Source organism: Collinsella sp. CLA-AP-H1 (genome assembly GCF_040092945.1).
Classification (GTDB): domain Bacteria; phylum Actinomycetota; class Coriobacteriia; order Coriobacteriales; family Coriobacteriaceae; genus Collinsella.
Genome location: NZ_JBBNKO010000043.1, coordinates 1 through 1455, shown reverse-complemented (window position 1 = coordinate 1455; position 1455 = coordinate 1). Strand labels below are relative to the sequence as shown.

The following is a 1455-nucleotide window of genomic DNA, read 5'->3' as shown; positions in this document are numbered from 1 at the left end:
AAGGCTCTGTTAGACCAGGATTGACATGCCGACCTGCCGGCTAACTCGCCGTCTCCCCGTCGGGCGCCGGCGTCTTGACCCTCATCTCGAACGGCATCCCGCCCTCCCGGACGAGCGCCCTGAGGAACGCGTTGACGGCGGTGGACATGGACAGGCCGAGCTCGTCCAGGATGGCCGTGGCCTCCTTCTTGACCTCCGGGTCGATGCGGATCGTCGTGGCCGGTATGTTCGACGGCATGGCCTCACCCCTCCTCGTGTATCGCGGTGCGACCATTCTACCGCCTCTATGCGGCGGGCGCGGCCCAGTAGTCCATGTAGGGCGGCTCCACGTTGAACATGTCGCGGACGCGGCTCCTGCAGACGCCGTGCGCGAGCTGCCGCGCGACCGTGCGCCCGGCGGCGCCGGAATCGGTCGCCATGAAGGTTCGGCACCACCTGAACCAGGCGAGGTAGGCATCGAGGTGCTTCGTCGACACGCCCTTGAACGGCTCCATGAAGGCGCCGAGGAGCGAGTGGACGGTGTTGATCCGGTTGATGGTTCCCCCGGAGCGGTCCTTGGGGTCGTAGGCCGCGTGCGCGGCGACCTCGAGTTCCGCGAGGACATTGACGTAGACGGCCGCCCTGTCGGTCGCGACGACCGAGCCGGCCGCGATGCGGCCCCTCAGCGCGTCCATGGCGCGCTCCCTCGAAAGGGCGCCCCGCCCCGTGACCTCGAGGAACGTCTCGTTCGAGTCGTTCACGCCGGTCATGACGCAAATCCGCTCGCGCGACAGCCCGCGCCTGTGCACCTGCTTGCCGCGGTGCCGGGAGGGGCGCGGCATCGTGAACGACCCCTTCGCGTGGTTGCCCTTGAACGACTCGGGGAAGTAGGTCTCGTCGAGCTCGCAGCCGCAGCCCCGCTCGACCCTGAACGAGGGGGAGTAGGCCGAGAGGCACTCGATCAGCCTGTGGCGCATGGTGTAGGCGGTCTTGAGGCAGACGCGGCAGCGCCTCGCGCACTCGCGCAGGGGCAGCATGAGCACGAAGCACTCGGCGTAGACCATCCAGGTCTCCTTCGGGAGCCTGCTCGTCCCCAGGATGCGCTCGCTGCCCATGCCGAAGGTCCTGCCGCAGCCCCGGCAGAGGTAGCGCTGCTCGCCGTTCTTCGATTTGCCCTTCTTCACGACCGCGACGGACCCGCAGCGCGGGCAGCGTTCGATTTCGTAGGCGGAGCCGGCCGCGTCGTCGAACGCCGCCGCGCGGATCACGTCCCTGACGGACTCGATAGCGCGGCGGCGCTCGGTCTTGCTGAGGTTCGCCATGCCCTTCTTGAAGTTGAGGACCAGGTCTTCGGCGTTCATGCTGCCCCCATCATCGCGGTCTACGGGGTCAACGATATGGCACCGTGGGGACACATGTATGTCAATCCTGGTCTAACAGAGCCTTAAAAAATCATTTTGTGCCGAATGATTTTTT

2 protein-coding genes are annotated in these 1455 nt (G+C 66.5%); both read right to left on the bottom strand.

The window, feature by feature from the left end:
- Positions 1-40: 40 nt before the first annotated feature.
- Positions 41-238, bottom strand: coding sequence for a type II toxin-antitoxin system RelB/DinJ family antitoxin (locus tag AAAV44_RS09850; protein ID WP_217750366.1), 198 nt, complete (start codon positions 236-238; stop codon positions 41-43).
- Between the two features lie 46 nt (positions 239-284).
- A complete protein-coding gene (locus AAAV44_RS09845) occupies positions 285-1340 on the bottom strand; it encodes an IS1595 family transposase (RefSeq protein WP_349115472.1) in 1056 nt (351 codons plus the stop codon).
- Positions 1341-1455: the final 115 nt, after the last annotated feature.

What these genes read in the sequence shown, in the direction of transcription:
- AAAV44_RS09850 (WP_217750366.1), bottom strand. Translation starts at nt 238, where the DNA reads ATGCCGTCGAACATACCGGCCACGACGATCCGCATCGACCCGGAGGTC.
- AAAV44_RS09845 (WP_349115472.1), bottom strand. Translation starts at nt 1,340, where the DNA reads ATGAACGCCGAAGACCTGGTCCTCAACTTCAAGAAGGGCATGGCGAAC.